Origin of the sequence: Streptomyces cinnabarinus (genome assembly GCF_027270315.1) — a bacterium.
Taxonomy (GTDB): domain Bacteria; phylum Actinomycetota; class Actinomycetes; order Streptomycetales; family Streptomycetaceae; genus Streptomyces; species Streptomyces cinnabarinus.
On the sequence record NZ_CP114413.1, the window covers coordinates 731611 to 756068 of the forward strand.

The following is a 24458-nucleotide window of genomic DNA, read 5'->3' on the forward strand; positions in this document are numbered from 1 at the left end:
CTTGCCGACACCCTGTCCTCCGTGCCGAAGGACAGCAGGAGCGACAGCAGAAAGGACAGCAGTAAATACGTCCGCATTTCCGGCCAGGTGTATCCCGCCGGATTCTCGCCGCCCGCCGTGACGGCACGCCAGACGGAGAAAGGCACCACGATCTGGAGCAGGCTGATGAGCACGCCCACCACATAGCGGCCGCGGTACATGAAGGCTTCCTGGACGGCCGTTCCGACGAGCGCGCCGAAAGTCCTCAAACGGAGCCCCATTGGAAAATGCGCTGGACGATGTCCTCCAGTGCGGGTTCCCGGAGTTCGAAGTCGACGATCTCGTGGTGCCGCATGATCACGCCGACGAGATCCGGAACCGCGACGGACGCCCGGTCGAACTCGCAGCGGACCCGTCGGCGGCCCAGCACCGTGCAGGAAGCGGCCGTGCCATCGTGGACGGTACGGACCACGTCGTCCACGTCCGCGGCCTCGGGCACCGTCACGATCAGCTGCCTGCTCGTCGTGAGCCGGTGCCTCACCCGGTCGATGCCGTCATCCAGGATCTTCCGGCCCCGGTCCAGGATGATCAGCCGGTCGCAGATCCCCTCGATGTCGGCCATGTCATGGCTCGTCAGAAACACGGTCATGCTCTGCTGTTGGTTGAGGTGGCGCACGAACTGCCGTACCGCCGCCTTGGAGTTGAGGTCGAGCCCTGCCGTCGGCTCGTCCAGGAAGACCAGCCGTGGGTTGTGCAGCAGGGCGCCCGCGAGATCGGCGCGCATGCGCTGGCCGAGGGAGAGCTGGCGGACCGGTACGGGGAGGATGTCCTGGAGTTCGAGCAGCTCGGTGAAGACCTCCAGGTTGGCCCGGTAGAGGGGCCGTGGGATCTCGTACAGGGCGGCGAGGGCCCGGAAGGAGTCGCGGACGGGCAGGTCCCACCAGAGTCCGGTGCGGTGTCCGAAGACGGCGCCGAGTTCCCGTACGTGCCGCTTGCGGTCGCGGTGGGGTTCGAGGCCGTTCACCCGGACCCGTCCGCCGGTCGGGGACATCACTCCGGTGAGGATCTTGATGGTGGTGGACTTGCCCGCGCCGTTGGAGCCGAGGTAGCCGACCGACTCCCCGGCCTCGACAGCGAAGCCGACTCCGTCCAGCGCCACCTTGGTCCGGTGGCGGGGGCGCACCAGTGAGCGCAGGGTGCCCGCGAGACCGGGGTCCTTCTCCGGGACGCGGTACTCCTTGCGGAGCTCGCGCACCTCGATGATCCTCATGCCCCTCCCCCGGTCCCCACGGGTCCTGAGGCCGGGCGCCCGGGGGCGCCCGGCCCTCGGGTTCAGCCGAGCTGGCTCTCCTCGACCTTGACCTCACCGAGCTTCTGGAACCGCTTGTAGCGGATGGCCGGGGTGTTCACGTTGACCCGGATCGCGAACACGTCGTCGCTCTCCTCCCGGGCCGCCTGGGCGCAGGCCTCCAGGTCCGTGGTGTACGGCGTCTCGTGGAGCATGCGGGCCAGGTGGGAGGTGTTGGCCACCATGAAGCGGATCAGCTTGTTGGTGTGGAAGTGCCGGTCGCCCTTGCCCTCGATGTAGCCAGGGCCGGTACCGGCCGGGCCGAGCCAGTACGCCGCGGCGTTGGGCGGCACGCTGTAGCCGAGCCGTCCGAGGTTGTTCAGCACGGTGCCGGCGACATGGTGGGCGCCGTCCTCGTTGCCGCACATCAGTAACCCGGCGACCTTGTTGTACAGCGGGAACTGCTTGGTGTCGCCGTTCAGCTCGTCCATGAGGTTGAGCTTCTCGAGGATGACGTGGGCGGCGGAGGTGCACATGTTGAGGGTGATCGGGGTGGCGATCACCAGGATGTCCGCCTCCCTGATCTTCTCGAGCAGCCAGGGCCACTCGTCCTCGCGGCGCGCCTTCTCGCCGGCGTTCCAGTCGTCGTAGTCGTCCCAGTACTCCTGCTCGATGTCATGGTCGATGACACGGATGACCTCGGTCTCGATCCCCTCCTTCTCGTAGAGGGGGACCGCCTTGTCGATGAGTCCCTGGGTCTGCGAGCGGCTGGGTGAGCGGCGCAGAGTGGTGTTGAGAATGAGAGCCTTGAGAGCCATTCTTCTCGTTCCTTCCCGTAGCGACTGGTTCGACTTTCACGGGAGTGCGGGCGTTGCTCGCCCTCACTCCTTGGGCAGGTAGTCGTTGGTGTAGGCCTGGTCCGCCGGGATCTCCTTCTTGATCAGGCCCTTCTCCTTCATGAAGTCCGCCATGCGGCTCCAGGTCCGCGGGTCGCTCTCCCCGAGCCGTCCGCCGGTGCCGCGGATGAGGGGCGCCGACGCCTTCAGCACCGCCAGCGCCGAGGCCTCGCTCTTGGCGTCCTTGAGCGTGGGGATGTGGGCGCGGCTCAGCTCGATCGCTTCCTCGGGGTTGGCCAGGGTGAACTCGACACCGCGCAGGGTGGCCGCCACGAACTTCCGCACGTCGTCGGGCCGCTTCTTCAGGAAGCTGTCGGAGGTTCCGATGCCCGACGAGATCAGGGGGGCGCCGTCGGTGCCCTCCGCCAGCCGGACGGCGCGTACGTCCAGGCCCGCTTGCTCGAACTGGACCTGGTCGTTGTTGACGAAGCCCATCACTCCGTCGACCCGCTTGGCGGTGAGGGCCGCCTGCTGGGTGTAGCCGATGGACTTCACGTTGACGTCGTCGGTGGTGAGCCCGCCCTCGGCCAGCAGGGCGAGCAGTCCGAAGTAGGTCTCGCCGTACGGTCCCGGGACCCCGATGGTCTTGCCCTTGAGGCCGGCGGCGTCGTTGATGGCGGAGTCGTCCCGGACCAGCAGGGCCACCGGGTAGTTCTTGTAGAGCGTCATGACGTTGACGACGGGGATGTCCCCGGCCCGGCCCTGGACGATCTCGTCGCCGCCGGCGATGAGGAGGTCCTCCTTGCCCGCCTTCAGTCCGCCGAACAGGTCCTCGCTGGCGCTGTGGTGATGCAGCGTCACATCGAGTCCGGCGTCCTTGTAGTAGCCCTTTTCCTCGGCCACGTAGAAGGGGGCGAACTGGATGTTCGGGATGTAGGTGAGGCCGAGCGTGAGCGAGGTGGTGCCGCCCTCGTCGCTCTTGTCGCTCGCGTTCGGTTCCTCGGCGCAGGACGCGAGGGTCGTCGCCAGCAGGGCGACGGCGACGGCCGCCTTGGCGGTGCGGCGCGGGACGGCGGATCCGGGGACAACTCTCATGGACAGCGCTCTTTCTGATGGCACGTCGATCCGGTTCTCGGGCAGGGGTCGGGAAGGTGTGCCGCGCCGCCGCGGCGGTGGGTCACCAGCGGGCCCAGCGCTCCAGCAGCAGCATCAGGCCGTAGAAGCAGGCGGCGAGGAGGGTCAGGACGAACAGCGTGGCGAACAGGCCGACGGTGTCCGCCTCACTGCGCTGGACGGTCAGGAGCTGGCCGAGGCCGTCGCCGCCGACCACGAACTCGCCGACGACGGCTCCGGTGACGGAGAGGGTGAGGCCGGCCCGGATGCCCGCGAGGGTGCTCGGCAGGGCGAGCGGCCACTCGATGTACCGCAGCATCTGCACCCGGCCCACCCCGTCGACCCGGGCGGCGTTCATGACGTCCGGGTCGATCTGCCGCAGCCCCACGACCGTGCTGACCAGGATCGGGAAGAAGACCAGCAGGGCGCACAGGACGGCGATGGGCAGCAGCCCGTAGCCGAACCAGAGGGCGAGCAGCGGGGCGAGCGCGACCGCGGGCACCGCCTGGGAGGCGGCCACGTAGGGCTGCAGGGCGGCGGCGGCCACACGGTTGCGGGCGATGAGGTAGGCGAGCGGGAGAGCGACGGCCAGACCCAGCGCACTGCCCGCGACGCTCTCGGTCACGGTCTGTGCGAGGTAGTCGAGCAGGAAACCGTCCTGCGATTGGCTTACCAGCTCCTTCGCAATGGAATAGGGAGTGGGCAGGAAGAATGTGGAGACGGCCCCGAATCGGGTTACGGCATCCCAGAGTGCGACCAGGAGCAATCCGAGCAGGAGTGGCGCCAGAAGGCCGATACCGCGGCCATATAGGGGCCGCCGTGACTTTCGGCTCTCGGTGCTTTTCTCCCGGCTGATCGATCGAGCGTCTGCGGACTCGTTGGCTATGACACTCTCTCGGTTGTCTGCTTCGGATCGCGGCGTGTCGCGCGTGGCACCTCGTGGGAACACTCAACCGTCCCTGGCGAATACGGATCAAGTAGCGCTCCACGCAAGCTAGTCCACTCGGAGGGATACTCGCAACGAATATCCAGGTAAGAAATAAACCGGTCATGCAACCCGCTTCACCGACAATGAGCGAGATTCCGTCACGGGCCTGTCCGACATATCTCCCGCATCGAACCGGAATTCGACAATCCGAGATCAGGCCGGAAGGGGTCCGGCGTCCGGGCCGCCCTGTCGGATGCCCTGGCCGGCCCGCTTGCGCAGCTCCTCGGGCGCGTACAGCAGCCAGTACGCGTTCACCGCGTGCGAGCCGACGCGGTGGCGGCACAACTCGGTGAGCCTGGCCGGATCCGGCTCCTCCTGGGCGTGTACGAAGACTTCGAGGATGTGTTTGCCCGTCAGCACCTGGGCGAGCATGATCCCTTGGGCCGCCTCATGAGCACAGACCTGGTCCAGCTCGGCGCCGCCCGGCATCCCGCAGGCGATGACGACCTCGCAGTTCTCCCGCTCGATCAGCTGGCGGGCGGCCACCGCGAGGTCCTTGAAGCCCGGCACCGTGCGCCGGACGACCTTGAAACGGGCGCCGAACCCCTCCATCCCGGCGAGCTTGCGCTCGGCGATCGACCCCATGTCGACGCGCGCGAACATGGTGTCGACGACTCCGATGCGATCCATGACGTCTCCTCCTTCGTTCCTCGGTCACGTTGCTTCCGTACGGCGCTCACAGGGCCGCCGTGAGCCCCTCCTGCCGCCCGTCGTCCAGTCCGTACAGCGCGCCGCCGTGACCGCTGACCACGCGGTTGACCCCGCCGACACTCGCCTTGCGCACCACCTCGTGGCCCCGGCGTGCCAGCTCCGCCGCGGTCTCCTCCGGCATCGTCTCGTCGACGTGGAGCTGCTCGGGACGTCCGGCCTCGATGCGGTCGCTGCCGGGGAAGTAGGTCCAGCGCGGCCCCGACAGGGCGCGCAGCGGGGTGCTGTCGTCGAACAGGAGGGCAGCGGCGACCTGGGTGTTCCACTGGCACTGGCCGTCTCCGCCGGGCGTTCCGCCCAGCCAGCGGACCTGCGGCCCCTCGCTGATCGTCCAGGGGAAGATGGTGTTGACGGGCCGCGCGCCGGGCCTGACCTGGTTGGCGTGGCGCGGATCCAGCGTCGTACTGCGGCCGAGGCGGTTGCAGAGCAGCAGTCCCGCCTCGGCGGGGCCGACCCCCGCGCCGAAGCCGAGGCCGAGGCTCTGCACCCAGGTCACGGCGTTGCCGGAGCCGTCGGCGATGACGAAGTGGGTGGTGTCGCCGTGCGAGTAGTGACCGGCGTAGCGGCAGGGACTGCGCTTGTCGGGGTCGATGCCGCCCCGGAGCCCGGCCAGGGTCCGCTCGTCGAGGGGGTCGGGCCGGGGCGGTCCGTCGGCGTCAGCGTCGCTCAGGTGGTCCAGGCGCCAGCCGAAGGTCTGGTGGACGGCCTCGGCGAGGAGATGGATTCCGGCGGCCGAGTCACTGCGCTCGCCCTCGGTCCGCAACGCCTCGTAGAGCAGCAGGTTCTGGAGCATCAGCGGCCCCTGGGTGGGGGCGGGCGGTACCGCGACGCGGCGTCCTGCCACCTCCCTGACCAGGGCGGGGACCAGTCGGGCGGTGGTGGCGCGCACATCCTCGCCGCGCACCAGACCGCCGAGGCGCTCGCTCGACTCGTCGGTCAGTACGGCGATCCAGTCCCGCAGCTCGGTCCGGCCGGAGCGGCCCGCTCTGTCGTACAGCCGGGCGAGGCCGGGCTGGGGCAGGCGGCTGCCCACGGACTCCCGTTCGGCGGCGCGCCGGTAGGTCTCGTGGAACTCCGGCTGCTCCAGTACCTGGAGGTTCTCCCTGGTCCAGCGCTGGAACTGGCCGGTGATCACAGCGCCGTCCGCGGCGGCGCGGGCCGCGGGGCGCAGCAGCCGGGCGAGCGGGAGGGTGCCGAAGCGCTCATGGACCGCGTACCAGGCGTCCAGCAGGCCGGGGGTGGTGACCGAGAGGATGCCGGTGCGGGGCACGCCGTCCAGGCCGCGCTCCTCGAAGGCCCGCGGACCGGCGGCGAGCGGGGCCCGGCCGAGGCCGAGCAGGGCGAGCGGGGTGCTCTCCCCGCGCGGGTGCAGCACGGCGGTGGCGTCGCCGCCGGGCCCCGAGGCCATCGGCATGGCCACGGTGAGGAGCGCCGAGGCGGTGATCGCCGCGTCGAAGGCCGTGCCGCCCTCGTCCAGGACGCTCAGTGCGGCGAGTGCGGCGGCCGAGGAGCCGGCCGAGACGATGCCCCGGCTCCCCCACTGTTGGCGATCACGGAGAATCACCCGCATGGCCACACCACCGAAGTGGGATCGGCGGTCCGGAAAACCGGATGACCTGATTCTCTTGCGGGGCGGAGAAGAATGACAGTCACGTCCACCCGCCCGACCTTATGGAGGAACACCAGGGCTGTCATCACCCCTTCGAGTAAGCGCTTGTTGGGGATTGGCCGAACAACACGCCCCCTCACCTGGGGCAGTTGAACGCACCCCGCCAGAACTGACCCGGTATGTCCGCCTTATCGCCCGCATCGGAGAGCGGTTTCACGTCAGAAATCCAAGTCGTATTCTTTTACCGGAAACCGCTTGTAACCTGGATGGGGAAAAGGATCAGTACGCCGTGACCTTTAGCGCGCCGTCAAGGGAATCCCATGCCGCATATCGTCAGCCAGGCCAGCTGCACATTGCCGATTTCCGGCGGAGAGGTGAGGTTGCACGTTTTCGGCAGGGAGAGAAATGGTCCCGAGAGTGTCATTGCGGCGGTGCACCGGACCGAGCGCGCCGAGGAGTGCGCGCCCCTCGTCCGGCTGCACAGCGCGTGCGCGACCGGCGACATCCTCGGCTCGCTGCGCTGCGACTGCGGCAGCCAGTTGTCCGCCGCGCTCGACGCCGTGCTGGAGAGCGACCACGGCATCCTGCTGTATCTGCTCGGCCATGAGGGCCGCGGGATCGGCCTCGCCAACAAGATCAGGGCCTACGCCCTCCAGGAGCAGGGTCTGAACACCGCCGAGGCCAATCTGGCGCTCGGCCTGCCGGTGGACGATCGCGACTACACCGACGCCGCCGCCGTGCTCCGCGAGTTCGGTGTCGCGCGCCTCAGGCTCGCCACCAACAACCCCTTGAAGATTGCGGCGTTGGAGACCGCGGGCCTGGAGGTCCAGCGCGTCCCCTGGGGCGGATTCGTCACCCCGCACAACTCCGGCTACCTGGAGACCAAGGACTATGTGCTCGGCCATCTGGGGAGCCTCGGGCCCATGACGGAACCCAGCAAGCCGCGCAGCTGACGGAGCACGACCGCACTCCCGGTTCTCGCAGCTCATCCCTCGAAAGCAGGCTCCGCATGGGTTTAGCCGACAAGCTCATCGTCAACCTCTGCCCCACCGGAATGATCCCGCGCCGCGCCAAGGTCCCCGCCGTGCCGGTGGAACCGGCCGAGATCGCGGCGGACGTCCGCCGCTGCCGTGACGCCGGTGCCTCCATGGTCCATCTGCACGCCCGTGACGCCGACGAGGAACCCACCTGGCGGCCCGAGCGGTTCCAGGAGATCTGCGACGCGGTCGTCTCCGCGGCGCCCGACATCGTCGTCGTGGTCACCACCAGCGGCCGCAACTGGTCCGAGACCGACAAGCGGGCGGCCTCGCTCACCGTCACCGGGCCCGGCCGGCCCGAGATGGCTTCGCTCACCCTCGGCTCGATGAACTTCCCGACCGGCCCCTCGGTCAACTCCCCGCAGACCATCCAGGGGTTGGCCACCGCCATGCGGGAGCACGAGGTCGTCCCGGAACTGGAGATCTTCGACGTCGGCATGGCGGACTACGCGTCCTTCCTCGCCGAAAAGGGCATCCTGCAATCGCCGTTCTACGCCAACATCCTGCTCGGCTCCCTCGGCACGGCCGCGGTCAGCGCCGCGAACCTGGCCGCGGTGCTGGCCGCGCTGCCGCAGGGCGCCACCTGGGCACTGGCCGGCATCGGCCGCTACCAGACCCGGGCCAACACCCTCGCCACCGCGCTCGGCGGACATGTGCGGGTCGGCCTGGAGGACAACCCGTACGAGGACTGGTCGCACAAGTCCCCCGCCGCCAACGCCCGGTTGGTGGAGCGCGCCGTCCGCATCGGCCGGGAGCTGGGCCGCGAGCCGGCCACCCCGGAGGAGACCCGGGCGATCATCGGGCTGAAGCCGGTGACCCGCGAATGACGCAGGACATCGCCACCGTCCGCCGGCACCGCTGGCACGCGGCCGACTCCTACGACGAGGCCACCGGCCGCCTGCAACGCCGTAACGCCGCCCTGGTGGCCGGACTGCACCCGGACCCCGGCGCGGTGCGGAACGCGCTGGACGTGGGATGCGGAACTGGCGCGCTCACCGAGGAGTTACTGACCCGGCTGCCCACGGCCGCACACATCACCGGGCTCGACGTCTCCGCCGACATGCTCCACCACGCCCGCGCCCGCACCGGTGAACAGGCCGCGGGACGACTGGAGTTCCGGCACGGCTCCCTGCTCGATCCCGAGGCCGTGACGGGCGCCTTCGACGCGGTGTTCAGCAACGCCGCCCTGCACTGGATGTATCCGCGCTACGACGACTGCTTCGCCCGGTTGCGGCACCTCCTGGCGCCGGACGGTCTGCTCTGCGCCGCGACGGCCGGACGCAGCGCGGCCACCGACGACTTCGACCGGCGGGTGGGCGCGCGGGTGCGGCGACTGCTGGGCCAGGACACCGCCGACGACTTCACCCGGCGCCGCCTGAGCTGCGACGAACTCACCGTGGTCGCCGGGCGGAACGCTCTGGCGGTGGAGGATGTCTTCCTGGTCGAGCGCCGCGCCGCGGTGTCCGTCCCGGCGTATGTCACCTGGTGGCTGGCGAGCGGCGGGCCCTGGCAGGAGGATCCGCCCCGGCGGGAGCGGGCGGTGGAACTGCTCCAGGGCGCGCTGGGCGGGCCGGACGGGGAGATCGAGCTGGTGCACGCCAGCGTGTTCACGGTACTGCGCCGACCGGTTGGTCGTGATTGACCATACTGAGGCGCGTGAGCATTCCCTCGGGGCTGCGGCGGCGGGCCTGGTCCGTCGACCGCCGCTCGGTGCACCGGCGCCTGGTGGTCGCCGTCGTGGTGGACACCGTCGGCTATGGGGCGTTCATCCCGCTGACCTTTCTGTATCTGTCCACCGCCACCGACATCCCGGTCGCGGAACTCGGCGTCATCATCACGGTGGCGAGCCTGGCCGGGCTGCCGGTTCCGCTGTTCGTGGGACATGTCGTGGACCGGCTTGGCGCGCGGCCGGTCCTGATCGCGCAGACCGTGGCGGCGGCGGCCGGGTACACCCTGTACTTCTGGGTGCAGTCCCTGTGGCCGCTGCTGCTCGGCATCGTCGTCGTCACGGTGGCGGACCGCACCTACTGGGCCGCCTGGCCGGTCTTCGTCAGCGAGCAGGTCGCCGACGGCGACAGCCTCGATCGCTGGTACGCCATCGTCAACGCGGCCAAGAGCGCCAGTCTGGCGGCCGGTTCGGGCATCGCCTCGGTGGCGCTCGCGGTGGGCGGCGACAGTGGACTCCAGGCCATGCTGGCGCTCAACGTCGCCACCTCCGTCACCGCCGGAGTGCTGTTCGTCTCGCTGCGCACCCCGCCCGCGCCACCCGTCCCCAAGGAGGCGGCACCCGTGGGCGGCTGGCGTGCCCTCAGGTCGGACCGTCCGTATCTGACCCTCACCCTGGGCAACACGCTGCTGACCTACGGCTGGCTGATCTCCACGCTCGTACTGCCGGTCTACCTGGTCCGCTCCGTGCACCTGGCAAGCTGGACGGCGGCCTTCGCGCTGATGCTCAAGATGTCGCTCACCATGCTGTTCCAGACCACCGTCGCCGCCCGCCTGTACCACCTGCGCAGGACCTCGACCGCGCTCGCGGGCACCGCGTGCTTCGTCGTCGCCGTCCTGCTGCTGGCCTGCGCCGCCGGTCCGTCGTCCGACGTCCTCGCGATGACGGTGGTCATCGCCGGCGTCGTGTTCCTGGCCCTCGGCGAGATGCTCGCCGCGCCCGCCACCACCAGCCTGGCCGTCGCCGCCGCCCCCGAGGGCTCCCAGGGGCGGTACGTCTCGGTGTTCCAGCTCTCCTGGACCCTGTCGTCCGTCTCCGGACCGGCGCTGGTGGGCTATCTGCTCAGCACGTCACTGCCCGTGCTCTGGGGGGCGTTCATCGCGCTGATGCTCGCCGCCGCCCTCGTCTTCGCCGCGCTGCGCACCCGTTTCCCCGCGCATGTCGACACCAAGACCCAGCCATCCACGTGAGGACCGTACGCCGATGATGTCCCGACTCCCCCAAGAGCCCGCCACCCGCGCGAGCGCCGTGGCCGACGCCCTCGTCATCCACGCGGACCACGGCGCCCGCGAGGCGAACCCCTACTACTGGCACCGCGTCCAGGAGCGGACAGCCGACCTGCTGAAGGAGATCCAGTCCCACGGCGACACCGAACTCGTCCTGGCCGCAGATGAGTTGGTCGCCGACCCGGGGAGCACGGAAGCCTGGCGCCGGGTCCGGGACCGGGTGACGCCAAAGGCGCGGGCCCCCTTCGTCGACATCGCCTGCGACATCAAGGACCGGTCCCGCTTCGGCTACCACCTCGGCGACGCCTACGACCGCACCGCGACCGCCGACCCCGACTGGCGCTCCTGGCCGCCGAATCCCCCCGCGCCCGCCCCCGACGACGCCCCGGTCACCCAGATCGTGATCACGTTCCGGGACCAGAGCGAGGACGGGGTGCGCGCCCGGAACCTGGTGGCCTGTCTGGCCGCCCTCGCCGACCAGACGATGCCCCGCGAGCAGTACCAGGTGACCGTGGTGGAGTCGGACACCACTCCGCGCTGGCGCGAGACGGTCCTGAAGTACGCGGACGAGTGGCTGTTCGCGTTCTCCGACCGTCCGTTCAACAAGTCCTGGGGCACCAACTGCGGTGTGCTGCGCTCCGCGCGCCGGGCACCGTACCTGTGTCTGCTGGACGCCGACGCCCTCGTCGACCGGGACTTCGTACGGCGCAACACCGAGCGGTTCCGGCGGGCCGGGTCGGGGGCGTTCATGTGCTTCCGGGACCTGCTCTACCTGGACGCGCCCGCGTCGGCGGCCGCCGTGCGCGAGCGCTGCGTCGAAGGGAAGCCCGAGGCCGACGCCGACCGGCTGCGCTGGTTCGCGGTGCAGCGTTCGCCGGGGCTGTGCGTCTGGCTGCGACGTGATGTCTTCGACTCGGTCAACGGCATGGACGAGCGGTTCGAAGGCTGGGGCCGGGAGGACATCGACTTCGTGCTCCGGGTCCAACTGGCCACCGCCTTCGACCAGTACGACGACCGCATGCTGCACCTGTACCACCCCAGCTCGGGACAGCTGAAGAACGGACAGACCGTCAACTACCACATCCCGCTGCTGTCCTGGACGCCGGCGGAGCCCATCGGCCGCCTCGAACGCTTCTCGGGCTGACATGGCTGCCGACTTACGCGCTTGCGCAATCCTGGGCTTCCAGACCGCGCTACCGGGAGCGGGCGATCGACTCGCCGAGCTGAACCTGCGGCTCGGCGAGACCCTCGTCGCCGACGGTCTGCTGCGCTTCCAGGTCCTGGCCCGGGCCGGCGACGACACCCGGCTGTGCGTGTACTGGCTGTGGCGGGACATCGGTAACCGGGACGCCTTGTGGGCGGCGCCGCCGACACCGCTGACGGACTTCTGGGCGGCGGCCCGTCCGCTCTGGTCGGCCGAGCCGGACGTACGGCGCTTCGCCTGGCAGCCGTCGGCGGACCGCGACCTGTGCGCACCGGGTGGCAGCGTGGCCCTGGAGGAGGCGCCGCGCCCCGGCGAAGAAGCGGAGGGCGCCTGGCTGTTGGACCTCGACTCGGGCACGGCCGCCCTGCGCTGCCGCCCGCCCTCGGGGCCCGGCGATCCCGCCGCCTGGCGGGCGCTCACCTCACGGTGACGGCGGGCGCCAGGGCGGGCTGTGGCTGTCGACGTACCAGTCGAAGCCCTCGGCCACCAGCGCGGTGATCAGCGGCAGATCGATCTCCTCACCGGCGGGGCCGGGCTCGCGCAGATGGAAGGGCGGCGGGTAGAAGCAGTCACCGAGCAGCAGTACCCCGGAGTCGGGGACCGCGACGACCGTGGAGTCCGGCGCGTGGCCACCGCCCACGTGCCGGACCTCGATGCCGCCGGGGAGCGTGAGCCCGTCGGTGAAGGTGCGGGTGGGCGGACGTACCGCGAAGTCGTCCCAGGTCGTCATGGCCCGTGCCCGGGCCCGGAAGCTCGGGCCGAGGCGGGGGTCGGCGGCCATCTCCCCTTGCAGGTACTCATGGCTCCAGGGGCGGCGGGACTCGGCCGCCAGGAGTTCGGCGCCCGCCCGATGGCCGACGATCTCCTCCACCTCCCAGGCGCAGGCGCCCCAGGTGTGGTCCCAGTGGTGGTGCGTGTACACCAGGCGACGGGCAGCGGGCAGACCGGCCCCGGCCATGGCCGACTGCACGAGCCGGGCGTGGCCGGGGCTCTGGCCGGCGTCGATCACCGTGCTGCCCGCGTCGTCGGCGACCACCGCGACGCAGGGCATGACGGCGTCCGGGTCCGGATCCCCTGCGTGGATCCAGACCCGGCCGGACAGCTGGCGCAACGGAGTCGGCATGCCCGCAGTCTGTCAGGGGTCAGCGGGCGTGGCGCCGCCGTCGCCCCGGCTCAGGCCGCGGCACGGCCCGCCTTGAGGGCGCCCGCGATCTCGACGGTCCGGCGCGCCTGGTGGCGGGCCGCCTGGAGCTGAACCTCGCCGGGGGCGCCGGCGCCGGCCACATGGGAGCTGCCGTAGGGGTTGCCGGACTGGAACTGGATGAGCTGGATGGGGTCGGTGTAGCCGGGCGGGACGATGATGCCGCCCCAGTGGTAGAAGGTGTTGCCCAACGCCAGCAGGGTGGACTCCTGGCCGCCGTGGGCGGTGTTGGAGGCGGTGAAGGCCGAGTACACCTTGCCCGCGAGCTTGCCCTGGAACCACAGTGGCCCGGTGCTCTCCATGAACACCCGTAGCTGGCTGGCCGGGTTGCCGAAGCGGGTAGGGGTGCCGAACAGCACCACGTCGGCCCACTCCAGGTCGTCATGGCTCGCGAGTTCGACATCGGCGGTGTCCGCGAGGTGCTGGACCCACTCCTGCCGGAGGTTGATCACCTCCTGCGGAGTCGTCTCCGGGACCTTGCGCAGTCGTACCTGAGCACCGGCCTTCTCCGCACCCTCGACCGCCGCCTGCGCCAGAGCGTGCACGGTGCCCGTGGCGCTGTAGTAGATGATCGAGACATTGACGGAATCCGACATCGGTTCCCTTCCTTCGTCACCTGGCTAGTGTTTCCGTTCATCAGGTACGACGACGCAGCCCCGCGAAATGTGAGGCCGACCGCGCAGAATGCGGGGCCACGGGCGTCCGCCTCACAGATGCAGCCGATGTCTCGTCGGACTTGACGGGGGACGAGACGACCGAGGGAGTCGGCGACACCATGACCTACGCATCCGGGGCCGAGCACAGCCGGCCCGATCCGGGCCTGAGCGCGATCATGAACGAGCGGCAGCAGCTGCTCGGCCTCACCTACCGGCTGCTCGGCTCACTGACCGAGGCCGAGGACGTCGTCCAGGAGACCTACACCCGCTGGTACGCCATGTCCGCGGCGCAGCGGGAGGCGATCGAGTCGCCCGGCGCCTGGCTGACCACCGTGGCCAGCCGGATCTGTCTCGACCAGCTCGGCTCGGCGCGGGCCAGGCGGGAACGCTATGTGGGCGAGTGGGTGCCGGAGCCGCTGCCCGCGAGCACGGACTGGGTCAGCGGGCGGTGGGGCGGCGGCACCGCGATCGACCCGGCCGACCGGGTCACCCTCGACGAGTCGATCAACATGGCCTTCCTCGTCGTACTGGAGCTGATGACGCCCGCCGAGCGGGTCGCGTTCATCCTGCACGACGTCTTCCGGTACTCGTTCGCCGAGGTGGCCTCGATCGTCGGCCGCAGTGAGCCCGCCTGTCGGCAGCTCGCCTCGTCGGCCCGCCGCCGGATCCGCGCCGCGCAGCCCGCCGCGGTTCCCGCGGCCGGGCGCGCCGACACCGTGCGGGCGTTCAAGCGGGCCTGGGCGGCGAAGGACATCGACGCCCTGATCGGGCTGCTGGCGCCCGGCGCCACGGCGACCGGCGACGGTGGCGGTCTGGTGCGGGCCGTGCTCCGTCCGATCGAGGGCGCCGAGGAGATCGCCCGCTTCTTCGCCGGGCGGATGGACGTGGTGCCCGACCTGGAGCTGCTGGAGACCACGGTCAACGGTCAGCCCGGTCTGGTCGCGCAGGTGGACGGGGTGCCCGTCTCGGTGCTGGCGTTCGAGGTGACGGGCGAGCGGATCCAGCAGATCTGGTCGGTGCTCAACCCCGACAAGCTCCGGCTGTGGAGGGAAGGTTGACCGTAACTGCGGGCTGACCGTCAGGACTTCCGGACCGCCGCTGTCACCTGCCGTAACGCCGGTCCCGGACCGCGTAGGAACGCAGTGCGCGCAGGAGGTCTATCTGCCGGAAGGCGGGCCACAGGACTTCCACGAAGTGCACCTCCGCGTACGCGGACTGCCAGAGCAGGAAACCGGACAGGCGCTGCTCGCCGGAGGTGCGGATGATGAAGTCGGTGTCGGGGCCCGCCGGGGAGTAGAGGTTGTCGGAGATGTGCTGGAGGTCGAAGTTCTCGGCCAGCTCGCGGGGGTCGCCGCCGGAGGAGATGTGCTTGTCGAAGGCGGACCGCACCGCGTCGATGATCTCGCGCCGACCGCCGTAGCCGACCGCCACGTCGACCTTGAGCCCGTTGCGGCCGGTGGTGGGCGCCACGGCGTCCTTCAGCGAGCGCGAGGTCTCGCCCGGCAGCAGGTCGAGGGCGCCGATGACCTCGATCCGCCAGTCCTCGTCGGCCGCGCAGATACTGGCCACGGTCTCCTCGATGATTTCGAGCAGCGGGCCGAGTTCGGCCGGGGGCCGGTGGAGGTTGTCGTCGGAGAGCATCCACAGCGTGACGTGCTCGATGTCCGCGGCGTCGCACCAGCGCAGGAAGTCGCCGACCTTCGCACCGCCGACCCGGTAGCCCTCGCGTACGTCGTCGTGTCCGGCACCGCGGGCCCAACGGCGGTTGCCGTCGAGCATGATGGCGACGTGCCGTGGGCGTGGCTTGCCGTCCAGCTTGCGCGCCAGTCGCTTGACGTACACGGCCTCCAATGCCGCGCGAAGCGCCCTATAGGCCACGTGCCCTGTCCCTTCGTCCCCACCGACCGCTAGTGGGGGCCACCGTATCTCCCGGGACGGAGCTTCAGCCATCGGCCCTGTTCGGGCCGCCGCGCACGGCCTCTCAGGCGGTGCGGTACGCGACCCGCTCGGCCACGTCGGCCAGTTCCGTGCGCCAGACCTGGTCGACGGGGCGCGTCGGCGATGGCTTTGCGACCGTGTTCGACGAGGCCCGCGATATGGCGTTCCACGCGGGTGAGGGGAAGCTCTCGAAGAGCATCTTCACCGGCTTGTCGGTGGCGTTGCGGAACGCGTGCGGGGTGCCGGGCGGGACGAACATGCAGCTGCCCGCGGCGGCACGGACGACCCGGTCGCCCTTGGCGGACTCCCAGTGGTGCCAGGTGTCGCCGGTGCGCTTGACCGGCTCGAAGCACAGGAGGTCCAGCTCGCCGTCCAGGACATAGAAGAACTCCTGGGAGTGCTGATGGACATGGGCTCCGACATCGAATCCGGGCGGCACGATCACCTCGAAGACCGAGACGGAGGAGCCCATCTCCTTGGTGGCCCTGAAGGTCACCGACTGCGCCGGGGTGACCAGCTTGCGCCAGGCGCCGGCCGGGACCATGAGGTCGGTCATAACTCCGCTTCCTGTGGGGTCGCGCGGGGGTTCACGCGCTCAGGCGTGCAGGCGTTCCGAGGTTCAGGCGAACGTCCGCGGGGCACCGTCGGCCGCCCAGGTAGCGAGGGCCATCTCGGCGGTGATGCCGGGGCCGAACCCCGCGATCATGCCGGACGCGCCGGGGGCCGGGGTCTCCTCGTCGAACAGCCTGCGGTCGACCTCCAGGTACTTCGCGAGGTCGTCGAGGATGCGCGGACCGCCCGCGTGGATGATGTAGAAGTCGAGCTTGCCCGCGTCCCAGCTATGGTCCTTGGCCAGTACGCGCAGGACCGGGGCGAGCGGCTCCATGGTGCCGGGGACCCGGCGGTCGAGCTGGAAGTGGAAGCCGGTGTCCTTGACCGCGTAGGAGATCCAGTCCTCGGTGCCCGGGATGAGGTAGGAGGCGTTGCGCTCCAGGTCGATGCCGACGCCGCCCTCACCGCGGACGGCGGCGGCGAAAGCGTCGCCGAACAGGCCGTCCGAGAGCAGCGAGCCGATGTCGTCCGCGTCGGGCTGGTAGCACAGCGAGCACACTTCGCAGGAGACGATCAGGACGTTGCTGCCGGGGTGGGCGGTGCAGAAGTCGTGGCCGCGGTTGATCGCCGCTCCGCCTGCCGCGCAGCCGAGTTGGGCGATGGGGATCTGCCGGGTCTCGGAGCGGAAGCCCAGGGTGTTGATGAGCCACGCCGTCAGCGACGGCATCAGGAACCCGGTGCACGACACATAGATGATCGCGTCGATGTCCCGGGCCCTCAACTCGGCGTTGGCCAGGGCCTCTTGGATGACCCGGGGGGTGCGCTTCTTGGACTCGGTCTCGTAGGTGCGGTTGCGCGCCTCGAAGCCCGGGTGATGGAGCGTCTTCTCGATGGGCTGGACGATGTGCCGCTTCTTGACACCGGTGTTCCGGATCAGCCGGAGCGCCAGGGCGAGTTGCGGCTTGCCGGCATGCGCCTGGGCGGCGAACTCCAGGGTCTCTTCGAGGGTGGTGACATGTTCGGGAGCATTCATCGCCGGCATGCAGAGCCTCGGCATATCTGGGATCCACTTCCTCAGAGTCTCGACAGCTAGGGCAGTGGAGCGTCGCGCTGAAGGCAGATCGACCCGCCGGGAGGCAGGCGGGCAGCCCGAACTCCCGGTTGCTACGGGAGGAGGCGGGATGTGGAACGGCCCGTCAGCCACAGCACGCTGACGGCGGGTTGAGCCTGTCCTTCAGGCGAAGGGGACTTCAGCTGCTCGGACCAGACAGCCGGCCAGGGGCTGTTTTCGGGCAGGGAAGGCGTGCGGAAATCGTGATACGGGAGAGACGCCGACGTCTTCGCCCAACAACCCGTGCAACAAAGGGCGTTGCCGGTGCGGACTACGCCGTGGTCAGCTCCCGGATCAGTTCCGTCATCCGCGGGGAAGGCGAGACCCGCAGCTCCTGCTGGAGGAGTCTGCGGTACTCCAGATAGTGCTTGACCGCGCAGGCAACATTGCCCTCCGCCGCGTGGACCTCGATGGCGATCCGGTGGGCGGTCTCCCGGAAGGGATCGACGACGGTCGCAGCGAGGGCGGCCTGATGCGCCGCCAGGTACCGGTCCAGGGCGAGAAAGTGCTGCGCCAGCCCTTCCAGGGCGTACAGCCGCATCTGGTCCCAGCGTTCACGTTCGATCATCAGCCACTCGTCGTCCCACCCCGGGAGCAGCGGCCGGCCGAGATCCTCGACCAGCCGGTCGAGGTCGCTCGGCGCGGTGCGCACCCCGCCCTCCAGGAGCTGCCGGGCAGCGGCGCAGACCTCCCCGTGGTCCACGGAGACAGACGGCGACAACGCGAGCCGGTGGCCGTCGCAGACCACGACGGTCCGCGGCCCGAGCTTCCGGCTCTGACACAGGGCCGACCGGAGGTTGGCGGCCGCCCGACACGGCGGGCACTCCGGCCAGAGCTGCTCGGCGGCGGCCCGCCGGTGAATCCCTTCACTGCGCACCGCAAGCAGGGCGAGCAGCCGCTGAGCCCCCACCGGGACGGCGACCGAACGCCCGGCCCGGATTAATTCAAATGGCCCCAGGATTTCGAGACGTACTGCGTTCATCACAGCTAACACTGTGCTCGACGCGTTTTTCGGCTGCAACCGCTGTGACCCCGTCGGACCAGGCACGCACGCCCTGATGGGCGTTTTTGGAATCTTCTTTCCGGCACGCCGAAAATAATTTCGCGACACACCGAGAACGCATTCAGAACGCTCCACGAACGCATCTTCAATGCCTCATCAATAAATGTTCCATATTTCTCCGAATATCTGCGGAACATCTTTGTGGGAAACCAGTCTGGAAGCCGAAAGGACCACAGGGTCCGGGAACGGAGGAGCGGATGGACGTCCGGTCGGTACTGCGCGCGGTCCCCGGGGAAGCCGGGCTTCTGGGCACTCCCGCGGTCCGGGTCGCCGTGCTCGACGGCCCCGTCGACTTCGCGCATCCGTGTTTCGCGGGAGCGGATCTCGCGCGCCTGCCCACGCTGGTGGCGGATGCCGCCGGTGCCGGGCTGATGTCCCTGCACGGCACGCATGTGGCGAGCCTTCTGTTCGGACAGCCCGGGTCCCCGGTGGCGGGACTTGTGCCGCGGTGCCAGGGCCTCGTCGTGCCCGTGTTCCGTGAGTCCCCGGACGGAGGCGTGGCTCGTGTGCCACAGCTCGACCTCGCCCGCGCGGTGGAGCAGGCCGTGGAGGCGGGTGCCCATGTGATCAACATCAGCGGCGGCGAGCGCAGTGCGGACGGCAGGGCCGAGGCCATGCTGGAGCGGGCGCTGCGACGGTGCGCGGAGAACGGAGTGCTCGTGGTCGCGGCGGTCGGCAACGACGGCTGCGACTGCCTCCAGGCTCCGGCCGCCACGCCTTCTGTGCTCGCCGTGGGGGCGACGGATGCCACCGGCGCGCCCCTGGACATCAACAACTGGGGCCCCGCCTACCGGTCGAACGGCGTCCTCGCCCCCGGCCGGGGCATCGAGGGCGCCGCCCCCGGTGGCGGACTCGCGTCCCTGACCGGCAGCAGTTTCGCCACTCCGGCGGTCACCGGGGTCGCGGCACTGCTCGTCGCCCAGCAGATCGCCGAGGGCCGTGAACCGGACCCGCTCGCCGCGGGCCGGGCGATCCTCGCCTCCGCGAGCCGCCCACCGTGTGCCCCGGACGACGCACCGCGATGCCGACGCCTCCTCGGTGGCCATCTCACCGCCGCGCGGGCCTTCGACCTGATCAGGGAGGGAGGCTCGGTCGTCCCCGACGGAGTGCGGGGCGAGCCGGTGATCACCATCGGCGGCCCCTCCTCACCCCCGCCGACGCACGCCGAACCGAAAGGAAGAGCCATCGTCATGGACACGAACGCCGTACACGCGCACACCGGGGAGTCGGCCGAGGGTCTGTCCGCGGCCGCGGCCCCGCCGCCCGCCGCACCGGACACAGCGCCTGCCACCCCACCGCAGGCCCCGGCTCTCCCGCCCCTCCCCCAGACGGCCCCGACCGCCGCCCAGACCCCGGCGCCCACCCAGCCCGTGGCACCACCGCAGGTGCAGGCCCCGAGCCCGGCGCCGCCCTCCTGGCCCGCGACGGCTGCGCAGGCGCCCCAGCAGGTCGCGCCGCCGGCCTTCCAGCAGCCCGTGCCACAGGCCGGAGTTCAGCCGACCGCCCAGGCCGACTCCCTCACCGCACAGCCCGCCCCGCCCGCCCCGGCGGAGCAAGGCGTCCGCCCGTCCTGCCCGGACTGCGGCGGCACCTGCGGAGGACGTTCCGGCGGCGGCACGACGGCGAACATGGGCGCAGTCGCGAACGGCGAGGCGCGCCAGCTCATCTTCGCGATCGGCACAATCGGCTTCGACTACCGGACCGAGGCCCGCCGGGACAGCTTCCGGCAACAGATGCCGGTGGAATTCAGGCCGGCCACTGGCGAGACCCCCGAGCAAGAAGTCCAGCCGAACGTCTACGACCCCAGGCAGGTGCACGCCTATCTGGCGAAGAACCCGTGGGCCTGCGACAAGCTCACCTGGACCCTGAACATGGACGCCACGCCGATCTACGCCCTGGAGGCGGAGAGCCCGGTGGGGATGGACTGGACCCGGCCGATCATCACTGACCGTGCCGCCACGGCGGACGCGGTCCGGGTCAACGCCACGGCGGCCGTGAACGACAACACCGCGCAGCTGGCGGAGATCGTCGACACCCTGTCGTACCCCCCGGTCTCCACCGTCTACCGGACGCTCCGGGACGCCATCGTGGGCCAGATCCTGAAGCAGGAGGACCCGGCGTACGTCTCACGGGTGTCCGTCCCAGGTGTGCTGACCGACCGTACGGTCCGCCTGTTCTCGGGCCAGGTCGTCCCGGTCGTCGAGGTGAAGAGCCGCGGTCTCTACACCTGGAACGAGCACGCCTTCGTCCGGAGCGTGGTGGACGCCCTGCGCCACATGGACTCGATCGACCAGGCGGAGGCCCATCTCGTCATGACGATCCGCAACTTCCTGGACAAGATCTACTGGCAGTACCGCAACCTCGGGCAGAGCTCCGCCGACCGGGCGATGAACTTCGCCGGCACCAATGCCTTCGAAGTCGGCAAGGAGATCGTGGCGGCGATGGCGGCCCAGGACGTCCCGGGCCGGGGCACCAACAAGAGTGAGCCGGACCGCCCCTACGCCCTGGACTCCATACGGGCCACCAAGAGCCCGTTCTGCCGCCCTGGTTCCGACTGTCAGGACGTCGTCATGACCTTCTTCGACCCGGAGAACGACCGCAGGGCGAAGCGCTCCATCCTGTTCACCTACGACGTGAGCGACGAACTCCCGGTCAGCCTCGCGCCGCCCCACCACTTCATCGGCGGCTTCTGACCCCCGTACGACACATCGCCCCAGGGAGACCTCATGTACGAGACAGCGACGCGCCCACAGCTCAACGCCCCCCTTCAGACCCCCGCGGTGCACCGCGACCCGTGGAAGGCGGATGGCCGGACCGCGGACCGGGGCGTGGAGGCGGCCAGGTCGGCCTGCGGCAATCTGACCGGCTCCGGCCGTGACATGTGCCGGGTGCTGCAGGGCTAGTGCCGAGAGACGTCCGGCGGCTGTCTGCCGTCGGCCCACCCCACAGGTGAAAGGAGACAACGATGAACGACACCACGTTCACCCACGAGGAGAGGCCTGCCCGGCCCGCGGCACTCCGGGCGCCCTTCCAGACGCCCGCGATCGACCGCACCCCCACCGTCGCCAGGGGCGCCGACGTCGGCGACGCGGACGGTGTCACGGCCGACTTCGACTTCGGCGGCCTCCTGAAGACGGTGGCGAACGTCCTGCTCTGAAGCCCTGCGGCGGGCCCCGGTCTCGTCAGTGAGCGGGGCCGGGCGCCCGGGCCGCATCCGGATCCGAAAGGACAGCGACATGACCGAGATCGACAGGTGGCGAGGGGACCCCGCCTCGACGGCCGCCCCCCTGCGCACGCCTTTCCAGACGCCCGCCGTCGACCGCACCCCGGCGGGCTCCGCCGGCCGCGGCGGTGACACGGACGGCGTCACGGCCGATTGGGGCTGGTCCGACATCCCGTGGCACTCCATCGGCAAGGCCGCTCGGGGTGCCCTGGACGCCGTGCTCTAGCCCGGACCGTCCGGCAGGACACACCGAGAGGACAGCGCCATGAACAACGAGTTCACACCACAGCGCCCCGGCCCCGGGCCGGTCACCGCGCTCCGGACGCCTTTCCAGACGCCCGCTGTGGACCGGACCTCCGCAGGCAACCGCGGACAGCGGGACGACACCGACGGCGTCGAGCCCAACCTGCCCATCCTGCCCCTGCTGGGCCTGGCCGGTTCGGCGATCGGCTCCCTGTTCGACTGAGTTCCGTGCCCGGCGGCGCGGCCGCCTCGCGGCCCGCCGCCGGTACCGCGGCTGAAAGGACATCAGGATGAACGCAGAGCCGAACCGGAAGAAGCCCGCGAAGCGACGCGCGGCATCCGCACGCGCCGCCCGGGGCGGCAGCCGCCCCCCGCGCGGCCGTGACACGGCCGAGGTCACCGCCGCGGGCGTGGCGGGCGTACGTCTCGACCTGCCCGTCCTGGGCACGACCATCGAGCGACGGTGGGACTTCTATCAGCCCCATCTGGAGGTGGTGGGGACGTACGAACCCGTCGGCGAACCACCGGGAACCATAGGGCAGTACGTGGAGCAGCCCGGCCCGCAGTCCCGGACCGGTCACGTTCCGGGCGACCCCGGGCCGCCCGCCGGTCGCGACGGACGCGGCTGGAGCTGCCCGTCCGCCGGCACCTGCGTGTGGGCCGGCATCGTCTAGGCGGCCGACAGATCCAGGCGGCAGGCACGGCGCCGTATCCCCGGCCTCGTGCCGCCGCCGTGCTCCCGCAAGCCTCCGGAGGAGGGAATCCATGCCCACCGTCGACATGCCGGCAGTCGAGAAGTCCCACGAGGAACGGCGCCGCCAAGTAGCCGACGCGGCCCGGCGTTACCGGGAGTCGGCAGAGGCGCGGGAGCGGGTCGAGGCGCGGACGGCGCAGGGCGTGCCGTTCCCCGACACCCAGCAGGCGCTGGCCGCACGGGCCGAGCGGATCCTCAGCCGGGGCGGCGTGCCCGCCACGGCCGTCGTCGACCGGATCCACGCCGAACCACTGGACCTCCCACAGGCCCACGAACGGATCATCGGCCTGTCCAACGACCTCCAGGCGGCGAACTTCCTGTCCCGGGGCGCCCGCGCGGCCCGCACGGTCGCCCGTATCAGCCTGCGCCGCGAAGGACGCGAACTGCCCCTCGGAACAGGCTTCCTCGTGTCCCCGCGGCTCCTGATGACCAATCATCACGTGCTGTCGGACGCCGACTTCGCCGCGACCTGCTTCGCGGAGTTCGAGGCGCAGATCGGCATCGACAACTCCCCCGACGACATCGCCCGGGTGGAGTTCACCCCCGCCGAACTCTTCCTGGCCCACGAACCGTTGGACTTCGCCCTCGTGGCGCTCGCCCCGGCCGCCAACAGCCTCCCGCCCGGCGAGATCTTCGGTTGGAACCGGCTCAGCGTCCGCACCGGCAAGCTCGTCCTCGGTGAGCTGGTGAACGTCATCGGCCATCCCAGCGGCAGGCTGAAGGAAATCGCCCTGCGCGACAACAAACTGGTCACGCGGCTGGACGACTTCCTCCACTACCGGACCGACACCGAGCCGGGCAATTCGGGCTCCCCGGTCTTCAACGACCAGTGGGAGGTGGTCGCCCTCCATCACCTGGGCGTCCCGGAGACGGACGCGACCGGGCGGCCACTGCGCAAGGACGGCACGGCATGGCAGCAGAGCGACGGCGAGGACACACTCTCCTGGGTGGCCAACGAGGGCGTACGCGTCAGCTCCGTCCTGCGCCACCTGGCGTCCTTGCAGCCGACGCCCGCGCAACGCGCCCTACTGGCGGAGATGGGGCCCGAGTCCGGACTCGGCGGACACCCGTCCGACGAAGCGGCCGCAGGCACGGGCACCCCCCGCCCGTCCGGCCTCGGCAGGGCCGAACGCACCGCGGCGGCCGGCGTGCGCGCCCGCGACGGCGCCTTCGGCGGCGAACGTCATCTGGTGTTCCTGCACGGCAGAAGCCAGCAGGGCAAGGACCCCGAGGCGCTGCGCCGCGAATGGGCCGCCGGACTCAACCAGGGCCTCACCCGCGCGGGCCTGCCCACGGTCAACCCGGCCGACACCTGGTTCCCGTACTACGGCGACCGGTTGGCCGAGTTGATCGGCAGGGAGGAGTCCGTCGTCGGCACCCCGCCCGCCGACGACGCCGAGGCGTACGAGCGGTTGCTCCTGGAGGCGGCGACCAGGGCCGGCATGCCGGACGACGTGTACTCGGCCGAGGAAGGTCTCGACAGCGCCGTCCGCAAGCTGCGCCGCGCCCTCGGCTGGGTGGCCGCCCGATCGGATCTCGACGAGTGGACCATCGACACCGTCTTCCGGGACGTGGCGAGATACCTGAGCGAGCCGCCCGTCCGGGACGGGGTGCTGGACACCGTGGCCGCGACCCTGCCGGACCGCGGCGAACTCGTCTTCGTGACCCACAGTCTGGGCACCGTCGTCGGCATGGACCTCCTGGGACGGCTGCCGTCCGGGATCGAGCGGGTCGCGCTGGTCACCGTGGGCAGCCCGCTGGGCATGGACGCGGTCAACCGAGGGCTCGTGGCGGGCGGGCCGCACCGGCCGAGGAACGTCCGCAGCTGGGTGAACGCCTGGTGCCCCGCGGACGCGGTCTCCATCGGCTGCCCGCTGCGCGACCCCCGCTGGGGCAGCCTCGACCAGCCGGAGGTCGTCAACGGCAGGGACCGGGCGCACGACATCGCCGAGTACCTCGGCCACGCGACGGTGGCGGGACCCATCGGCCGCGCCCTGCGCTGA

The 24458-nt window shown here is 70.6% G+C and carries 26 protein-coding genes and 1 pseudogene; 14 read left to right on the plus strand and 13 right to left on the minus strand.

Annotated features, from left to right (window positions below; translation table 11 throughout):
- Positions 1-11: 11 nt before the first annotated feature.
- The 7 genes and pseudogenes from STRCI_RS43505 to STRCI_RS03445 form a co-directional block, all read right to left on the minus strand.
- A pseudogene (locus tag STRCI_RS43505) lies at positions 12-260 on the minus strand (hypothetical protein); the annotation flags it as partial.
- A complete protein-coding gene (locus STRCI_RS03420; RefSeq protein ID WP_269657315.1) occupies positions 245-1249 on the minus strand; it encodes an ABC transporter ATP-binding protein in 1005 nt (334 codons plus the stop codon). The pseudogene STRCI_RS43505 and the gene STRCI_RS03420, both read right to left, overlap by 16 nt.
- A 62-nt stretch (positions 1250-1311) precedes the next feature.
- Positions 1312-2085, minus strand: a complete 774-nt coding sequence (rosB, locus tag STRCI_RS03425; RefSeq protein ID WP_269657316.1) for an 8-demethyl-8-aminoriboflavin-5'-phosphate synthase RosB — start codon at positions 2083-2085, stop codon at positions 1312-1314.
- Between the two features lie 63 nt (positions 2086-2148).
- Entirely contained in the window at positions 2149-3198 is a 1050-nt protein-coding gene (gene ribY, locus STRCI_RS03430) for a riboflavin ABC transporter substrate-binding protein RibY (RefSeq protein WP_269657317.1), read from the minus strand.
- Positions 3199-3280: 82 nt separating this feature from the next.
- Positions 3281-3841: a riboflavin ABC transporter permease RibX gene (gene ribX, locus STRCI_RS03435; protein WP_269657318.1), complete on the minus strand. Its 561-nt coding sequence runs from the start codon at positions 3839-3841 to the stop codon at positions 3281-3283.
- Positions 3842-4357: 516 nt separating this feature from the next.
- Positions 4358-4834, minus strand: coding sequence for a riboflavin synthase (ribC, locus tag STRCI_RS03440; protein ID WP_269657319.1), 477 nt, complete (start codon positions 4832-4834; stop codon positions 4358-4360).
- A 46-nt stretch (positions 4835-4880) separates the two neighbouring features.
- A complete protein-coding gene (locus STRCI_RS03445) occupies positions 4881-6482 on the minus strand; it encodes a gamma-glutamyltransferase (protein WP_269657320.1) in 1602 nt (533 codons plus the stop codon).
- 359 nt (positions 6483-6841) lie between these two features.
- Here STRCI_RS03445 and STRCI_RS03450 point away from each other — a divergent pair, with 359 nt between their 5' ends.
- The 6 genes from STRCI_RS03450 to STRCI_RS03475 are packed head-to-tail and all read left to right on the plus strand — an operon-like array spanning position 6842 to position 12144.
- Positions 6842-7474 carry a GTP cyclohydrolase II gene (locus STRCI_RS03450; RefSeq protein ID WP_269657321.1) on the plus strand — a complete coding sequence of 211 codons (633 nt, stop codon included), beginning with the start codon at positions 6842-6844 and terminating at the stop codon, positions 7472-7474.
- 56 nt (positions 7475-7530) lie between these two features.
- A complete protein-coding gene (locus STRCI_RS03455) occupies positions 7531-8385 on the plus strand; it encodes a beta-keto acid cleavage family enzyme (protein ID WP_269657322.1) in 855 nt (284 codons plus the stop codon).
- Positions 8382-9200, plus strand: coding sequence for a class I SAM-dependent methyltransferase (locus STRCI_RS03460; protein WP_269657323.1), 819 nt, complete (start codon positions 8382-8384; stop codon positions 9198-9200). The genes STRCI_RS03455 and STRCI_RS03460 overlap by 4 nt, the downstream gene beginning before the upstream one ends.
- A gap of 14 nt (positions 9201-9214) precedes the next feature.
- Positions 9215-10474, plus strand: coding sequence for an MFS transporter (locus STRCI_RS03465; protein WP_269657324.1), 1260 nt, complete (start codon positions 9215-9217; stop codon positions 10472-10474).
- 13 nt (positions 10475-10487) lie between these two features.
- Complete coding sequence (locus tag STRCI_RS03470) at positions 10488-11654, plus strand: galactosyltransferase-related protein (RefSeq protein ID WP_269657325.1); 1167 nt, start codon at positions 10488-10490, stop codon at positions 11652-11654.
- Between the two features lies 1 nt (position 11655).
- The gene (locus STRCI_RS03475; RefSeq protein ID WP_269657326.1) at positions 11656-12144 is read left to right on the plus strand and encodes a hypothetical protein; all 489 of its coding nucleotides are present in this window, start codon (positions 11656-11658) and stop codon (positions 12142-12144) included.
- On the opposite strand, the gene STRCI_RS03480 is transcribed toward STRCI_RS03475, so the two are convergent.
- Both STRCI_RS03480 and wrbA read right to left on the minus strand, forming a co-directional pair.
- Positions 12136-12837, minus strand: a complete 702-nt coding sequence (locus tag STRCI_RS03480) for an MBL fold metallo-hydrolase (RefSeq protein ID WP_269657327.1) — start codon at positions 12835-12837, stop codon at positions 12136-12138. The two genes, STRCI_RS03475 and STRCI_RS03480, sit on opposite strands and share 9 nt — an antisense overlap.
- Before the next feature lie 50 nt (positions 12838-12887).
- Positions 12888-13511 (minus strand): NAD(P)H:quinone oxidoreductase, encoded by a 624-nt coding sequence (wrbA, locus tag STRCI_RS03485; RefSeq protein WP_269657328.1) that lies wholly within the window; start codon positions 13509-13511, stop codon positions 12888-12890.
- Positions 13512-13690: 179 nt separating this feature from the next.
- Between wrbA and sigJ the strand changes: the two genes are divergently transcribed.
- Complete coding sequence (gene sigJ, locus STRCI_RS03490; RefSeq protein ID WP_269657329.1) at positions 13691-14629, plus strand: RNA polymerase sigma factor SigJ; 939 nt, start codon at positions 13691-13693, stop codon at positions 14627-14629.
- 43 nt (positions 14630-14672) lie between these two features.
- Here the strand turns inward: sigJ and STRCI_RS03495 are convergent, their stop codons facing one another.
- The 4 genes from STRCI_RS03495 to STRCI_RS03510 form a co-directional block, all read right to left on the minus strand.
- The gene (locus STRCI_RS03495; protein ID WP_269657330.1) at positions 14673-15449 is read right to left on the minus strand and encodes an isoprenyl transferase; all 777 of its coding nucleotides are present in this window, start codon (positions 15447-15449) and stop codon (positions 14673-14675) included.
- 103 nt (positions 15450-15552) lie between these two features.
- The gene (locus STRCI_RS03500) at positions 15553-16065 is read right to left on the minus strand and encodes a cupin domain-containing protein (RefSeq protein ID WP_269657331.1); all 513 of its coding nucleotides are present in this window, start codon (positions 16063-16065) and stop codon (positions 15553-15555) included.
- Positions 16066-16128: 63 nt separating this feature from the next.
- Entirely contained in the window at positions 16129-17118 is a 990-nt protein-coding gene (locus STRCI_RS03505) for a type III polyketide synthase (RefSeq protein ID WP_269657332.1), read from the minus strand.
- A 325-nt stretch (positions 17119-17443) separates the two neighbouring features.
- Positions 17444-18154 carry an AfsR/SARP family transcriptional regulator gene (locus STRCI_RS03510; protein ID WP_269657333.1) on the minus strand — a complete coding sequence of 237 codons (711 nt, stop codon included), beginning with the start codon at positions 18152-18154 and terminating at the stop codon, positions 17444-17446.
- Positions 18155-18432: 278 nt separating this feature from the next.
- On the opposite strand from STRCI_RS03510, the gene STRCI_RS03515 reads away from it, so the two are divergent.
- The 7 genes from STRCI_RS03515 to STRCI_RS03545 all read left to right on the plus strand — a co-directional run bounded on the left by STRCI_RS03515 (position 18433) and on the right by STRCI_RS03545 (position 24458).
- Positions 18433-20928 carry a cyanobactin maturation protease PatG family protein gene (locus tag STRCI_RS03515; RefSeq protein WP_269657334.1) on the plus strand — a complete coding sequence of 832 codons (2496 nt, stop codon included), beginning with the start codon at positions 18433-18435 and terminating at the stop codon, positions 20926-20928.
- A 33-nt stretch (positions 20929-20961) separates the two neighbouring features.
- On the plus strand, positions 20962-21138 hold the full coding sequence (locus tag STRCI_RS03520; RefSeq protein ID WP_269657335.1) for a hypothetical protein: 177 nt from the start codon (positions 20962-20964) through the stop codon (positions 21136-21138).
- 62 nt (positions 21139-21200) lie between these two features.
- Positions 21201-21392 (plus strand): hypothetical protein, encoded by a 192-nt coding sequence (locus tag STRCI_RS03525; RefSeq protein WP_269657336.1) that lies wholly within the window; start codon positions 21201-21203, stop codon positions 21390-21392.
- Positions 21393-21471: 79 nt separating this feature from the next.
- Positions 21472-21684, plus strand: a complete 213-nt coding sequence (locus STRCI_RS03530; protein WP_269657337.1) for a hypothetical protein — start codon at positions 21472-21474, stop codon at positions 21682-21684.
- A 39-nt stretch (positions 21685-21723) separates the two neighbouring features.
- Positions 21724-21924, plus strand: a complete 201-nt coding sequence (locus STRCI_RS03535; RefSeq protein WP_269657338.1) for a hypothetical protein — start codon at positions 21724-21726, stop codon at positions 21922-21924.
- Positions 21925-21991: 67 nt separating this feature from the next.
- Positions 21992-22375: a hypothetical protein gene (locus tag STRCI_RS03540; protein ID WP_269657339.1), complete on the plus strand. Its 384-nt coding sequence runs from the start codon at positions 21992-21994 to the stop codon at positions 22373-22375.
- A 91-nt stretch (positions 22376-22466) separates the two neighbouring features.
- A complete protein-coding gene (locus tag STRCI_RS03545) occupies positions 22467-24458 on the plus strand; it encodes a trypsin-like peptidase domain-containing protein (RefSeq protein WP_269657340.1) in 1992 nt (663 codons plus the stop codon).

Bases quoted from the DNA above. Each gene is read 5' to 3' on its own strand.
- STRCI_RS03500 (WP_269657331.1), bottom strand. From the start codon at position 16,065: ATGACCGACCTCATGGTCCCGGCCGGCGCCTGGCGCAAGCTGGTCACC.
- STRCI_RS03520 (WP_269657335.1), top strand. From the start codon at position 20,962: ATGTACGAGACAGCGACGCGCCCACAGCTCAACGCCCCCCTTCAGACC.
- ribY (WP_269657317.1), bottom strand. From the start codon at position 3,198: ATGAGAGTTGTCCCCGGATCCGCCGTCCCGCGCCGCACCGCCAAGGCG.
- STRCI_RS03445 (WP_269657320.1), bottom strand. From the start codon at position 6,482: ATGCGGGTGATTCTCCGTGATCGCCAACAGTGGGGGAGCCGGGGCATC.
- STRCI_RS03530 (WP_269657337.1), top strand. From the start codon at position 21,472: ATGACCGAGATCGACAGGTGGCGAGGGGACCCCGCCTCGACGGCCGCC.
- STRCI_RS03540 (WP_269657339.1), top strand. From the start codon at position 21,992: ATGAACGCAGAGCCGAACCGGAAGAAGCCCGCGAAGCGACGCGCGGCA.
- STRCI_RS03420 (WP_269657315.1), bottom strand. From the start codon at position 1,249: ATGAGGATCATCGAGGTGCGCGAGCTCCGCAAGGAGTACCGCGTCCCG.
- STRCI_RS03470 (WP_269657325.1), top strand. From the start codon at position 10,488: ATGATGTCCCGACTCCCCCAAGAGCCCGCCACCCGCGCGAGCGCCGTG.
- ribC (WP_269657319.1), bottom strand. From the start codon at position 4,834: ATGGATCGCATCGGAGTCGTCGACACCATGTTCGCGCGCGTCGACATG.
- STRCI_RS03545 (WP_269657340.1), top strand. From the start codon at position 22,467: ATGCCCACCGTCGACATGCCGGCAGTCGAGAAGTCCCACGAGGAACGG.
- sigJ (WP_269657329.1), top strand. From the start codon at position 13,691: ATGACCTACGCATCCGGGGCCGAGCACAGCCGGCCCGATCCGGGCCTG.
- STRCI_RS03515 (WP_269657334.1), top strand. From the start codon at position 18,433: ATGGACGTCCGGTCGGTACTGCGCGCGGTCCCCGGGGAAGCCGGGCTT.
- STRCI_RS03475 (WP_269657326.1), top strand. From the start codon at position 11,656: ATGGCTGCCGACTTACGCGCTTGCGCAATCCTGGGCTTCCAGACCGCG.
- STRCI_RS03535 (WP_269657338.1), top strand. From the start codon at position 21,724: ATGAACAACGAGTTCACACCACAGCGCCCCGGCCCCGGGCCGGTCACC.
- STRCI_RS03505 (WP_269657332.1), bottom strand. From the start codon at position 17,118: ATGCCGAGGCTCTGCATGCCGGCGATGAATGCTCCCGAACATGTCACC.
- STRCI_RS03455 (WP_269657322.1), top strand. From the start codon at position 7,531: ATGGGTTTAGCCGACAAGCTCATCGTCAACCTCTGCCCCACCGGAATG.
- STRCI_RS03525 (WP_269657336.1), top strand. From the start codon at position 21,201: ATGAACGACACCACGTTCACCCACGAGGAGAGGCCTGCCCGGCCCGCG.
- wrbA (WP_269657328.1), bottom strand. From the start codon at position 13,511: ATGTCGGATTCCGTCAATGTCTCGATCATCTACTACAGCGCCACGGGC.
- rosB (WP_269657316.1), bottom strand. From the start codon at position 2,085: ATGGCTCTCAAGGCTCTCATTCTCAACACCACTCTGCGCCGCTCACCC.
- STRCI_RS03480 (WP_269657327.1), bottom strand. From the start codon at position 12,837: ATGCCGACTCCGTTGCGCCAGCTGTCCGGCCGGGTCTGGATCCACGCA.
- STRCI_RS03460 (WP_269657323.1), top strand. From the start codon at position 8,382: ATGACGCAGGACATCGCCACCGTCCGCCGGCACCGCTGGCACGCGGCC.
- STRCI_RS03510 (WP_269657333.1), bottom strand. From the start codon at position 18,154: ATGAACGCAGTACGTCTCGAAATCCTGGGGCCATTTGAATTAATCCGG.
- STRCI_RS03450 (WP_269657321.1), top strand. From the start codon at position 6,842: ATGCCGCATATCGTCAGCCAGGCCAGCTGCACATTGCCGATTTCCGGC.